The following is a 2,798-nucleotide window of genomic DNA, read 5'->3' as shown; positions in this document are numbered from 1 at the left end:
ACACCAGCCCATCCGCAAGGCTCAGTTGTCCAAGCACGCGATCGACCATCCGAATCATCTCCCCTTCATGCCGGACATACGGAATCACCAACTCAGTTCCGTGCAAAGCCCTCCCTGAGGGAGAAGGTGGATCGGCGCGTAGCGCCGAGACGGATGAGGGGTGTTCCAGCGGAGTGAGACGCTGGCTTTCCCTGGAGCACCCCTCATCCGTCGCCTTCGGCGACACCTTCTCCCACAAGGGGGAAGGAAGAATGCGCTCAGCCTTCCGTCAACTCCGCCGTCGTCGTCAAGCGCGCGCCCTGGCCGGCAAAGGCCTCATTGTGGCGGGCGATGATGTCGGGCGCTTTCTCCTCGAGCGAATCCAGAGTCGAATGCGCGTCGGAGACCACCGTGACGCCCAAGCCCTCGGCCAAGGCGCCCTTGACGGTTGCGGCGACGCAGAAATCGGTCTGTGCGCCGATGAGCAAGACGTCCTTCGCGCCCTGCCCCGCCACCCATTCGGCGAGTTCGGGGTTGGAGAAGGCGTTGCCGATTTTCTTGCCGAAGGTCGGCTCGTCGGCCGCCTGGCCGAGCAGCGGCCAGACCGGCCAGCCGGAGGCGCCCGGCGCGAGCGGATCGCCCTCCGGCCCGTCATGGCGGATGAACGCCACCTTGCGGCCGGAGCGCCGCGCCCAGTCGATCAGCGTGCGCGAGCGCTCGGCGATGGAGTCGGCGTCATGGATCGGCGGGTCGAAACGACCGTCGAACATGCCGGTCTGCAGGTCGATGACGATGAGCGGCGCGGCGGCGGAGGGAGCGGCGTTCGGCATTGCGCGAAGATAACGTGGGTGTGGGCTAGGTCAAGGCCGAGGCAGGAGCCAGCAAGCAGCAACTCTAGTCAACACATACGCAATTTTCAGTTGCATTGATAAATCATTGCAACTAATGTGACCAAAGGATTGGGGGATGACAATGGATGAACAATACACCGTGTTCCTGATCGGAGGGGGCACGGCAGGTGACGAGCAGGCGGTGTTCACGCCGCGGAATGTGGGGACTCGGTGCAGGCTCACCTGCAGCTATCGCGACAAAGTCATCGTTGCCGAGGAAGACGATTATTTCGAAGCCCTATGCCAAATCCGCAAGCAGCTCGAAGTGGATGGAATACTGCCCTTTTGTTATGGCGCGAGCGCGAATGTTTTCCCTGAAGGCACCGTGACAGGGATGAGTCGTGGATTGGTGGTCTGCAAAGTGAAAACGGGGGAGCGTCCCAAGGAGAGCGACTTAGTCAATATATTTGACGAAGGTTACGATGTGATGCCCGTGTTCGTCTCCATGCAGCAGCAGTTTTGGGATTCGTGGCTCGCCTCCCTGCCCCGATCGCAAGACCCGGAAATAGCGAACTCGACGGACGTTGCGGCCCGCTCCCTCTGGCAGTCTCTAACGCTTGGGTTTGCCAAAGTACTGAAATCGCTTTTTCCACGGTCAGGGGGGAGATAAGGCGCCTGGCTTTTACGATATCAGCGGCATCGGGCCCTTCAGCGCCTCGGCCAGCGCCTCGCGGAAGACCGCGATCGGGCGTGCCAGCCTGCCGGCCGGGGGGCGGTGGAGCAGCCAGCAGCGCACCTGCGGCTTGAAGCCGGGGCAGTCGACCACCTCGACCGCGTCGCGCCATTGGCTGCCCGACAGCGCGCCGGGCGTGACGACGCCGATGCCGTGGCCACGCGCGACCAGCGACATTCTCAGGTCCGCGACCTGCGCCTCGACGCCGACATGGAAAGGCAGCCGCGCCGCCTCGAAACGGTGGCGGATGAAGGCGCGGAAGCCGCAGCCGGTTTCGTTGAGCACCCAAGGGTAGCGCGCAAGATCGTCGAGCTCGGCGGGCTTCGGCACGCCGAGGCTTGGCGAGGCCACCAGCAGCACCGCCTGCACGCCGAGATCGTCGCCGACGAGTTCGGGCGGCGGCGCGACGCCCTCGGCGAGGCAGACGGCCACCGCGTCGATCTCGCTGTGCAGCACCTGCTCCACAAGGCGCGGCGAGAGGCTCGAGGTGATCTTCAGCGTCAGCTGCGGGAATGCCGCGCGAAGACTGTCGAGCGGCTCGGACAGCGCGCTGGTCGAGAGATAGGGCATGACGCCGAGGCGGAACTCACCACGCACCTCGCCCGCCGGCGAGACGCCCGCCTTCAGGTCCTCCAGCGAGCGCAGCACGCGGCGGCCATGCTCATAGGCCTCGCGGCCGGATGCGGTGGGTTTGAGCGGCTTCGACTGGCGGTCGAGCAAGGGCGTCGCCAGCCGCTCCTCGAGATTCTGCACCCGACGCGTCACGCCGGGCTGGGTGAGGTTGAGCCTCGCCGAAGCACCGACGATCGAGCCGGTTTCGACGACGGCGACGAAGGCTTCGAGATCATGGATGTTCATGCGCAACTCGCATAATCATTATCAGGTCATTTCAATTGTAGCATTATGATCGTTGCCCATAAAGTCCTCGCGAAAGATGCGAGGCCACCATGAACGGAACAGACAATGCGCGGATCGCCACGGCCGAGCTCGTCGAACGGCCGCGACATGCCTGCGGCAGCACCATCACCCCGTCCCAGACCCTGCTGTTTGCCGCTTCGGTCGGCATCATCGTCACCAATCTGTTCGCGCCGCAGACACTGGTCGGGCTGATCGGGCCGTCGCTCGGCGCCGCGGCATCGGAGAGCGGCTTGGTCTCGATGGCCACCCTGCTCGGCTATGCGGCCGGGCTGTTCTTCCTGGTGCCGCTGTCGGATCTGGTCGAGAACCGCGTGCTGGTGCTGCGCATGCTGTGCGCG

At 64.4% G+C, this 2,798-nt stretch carries 3 protein-coding genes and 1 pseudogene; 2 read left to right on the top strand and 2 right to left on the bottom strand.

The genetic code is table 11. From position 1 onward, the window contains the following. Window positions 1-257: 257 nt before the first annotated feature. Window positions 258-809 carry an isochorismatase family protein gene (locus tag EOA24_RS33145; protein ID WP_126083295.1) on the bottom strand — a complete coding sequence of 184 codons (552 nt, stop codon included), beginning with the start codon at window positions 807-809 and terminating at the stop codon, window positions 258-260. A gap of 136 nt (window positions 810-945) precedes the next feature. On the opposite strand from EOA24_RS33145, the gene EOA24_RS33140 reads away from it, so the two are divergent. Next, window positions 946-1,479 (top strand): hypothetical protein, encoded by a 534-nt coding sequence (locus tag EOA24_RS33140; RefSeq protein WP_245491207.1) that lies wholly within the window; start codon window positions 946-948, stop codon window positions 1,477-1,479. Between the two features lie 12 nt (window positions 1,480-1,491). On the opposite strand, the gene EOA24_RS33135 is transcribed toward EOA24_RS33140, so the two are convergent. Next, on the bottom strand, window positions 1,492-2,400 hold the full coding sequence (locus EOA24_RS33135) for a LysR family transcriptional regulator (RefSeq protein WP_126083296.1): 909 nt from the start codon (window positions 2,398-2,400) through the stop codon (window positions 1,492-1,494). Window positions 2,401-2,489: 89 nt separating this feature from the next. Here EOA24_RS33135 and EOA24_RS33130 point away from each other — a divergent pair. Continuing rightward, window positions 2,490-2,798: pseudogene (locus EOA24_RS33130) on the top strand (hypothetical protein); the annotation flags it as partial.

Origin of the sequence: Mesorhizobium sp. M2A.F.Ca.ET.039.01.1.1, assembly GCF_003998035.1 — a bacterium.
Classification (GTDB): Bacteria; Pseudomonadota; Alphaproteobacteria; order Rhizobiales; family Rhizobiaceae; genus Mesorhizobium.
The sequence above is the reverse complement of the archived record's forward strand: the minus strand, read 5'-3'. Positions and strand labels throughout refer to the sequence as shown.

What these genes read in the sequence shown, in the direction of transcription:
- EOA24_RS33145 (WP_126083295.1), bottom strand. Translation starts at nt 809, where the DNA reads ATGCCGAACGCCGCTCCCTCCGCCGCCGCGCCGCTCATCGTCATCGAC.
- EOA24_RS33140 (WP_245491207.1), top strand. Translation starts at nt 946, where the DNA reads ATGACAATGGATGAACAATACACCGTGTTCCTGATCGGAGGGGGCACG.
- EOA24_RS33135 (WP_126083296.1), bottom strand. Translation starts at nt 2,400, where the DNA reads ATGAACATCCATGATCTCGAAGCCTTCGTCGCCGTCGTCGAAACCGGC.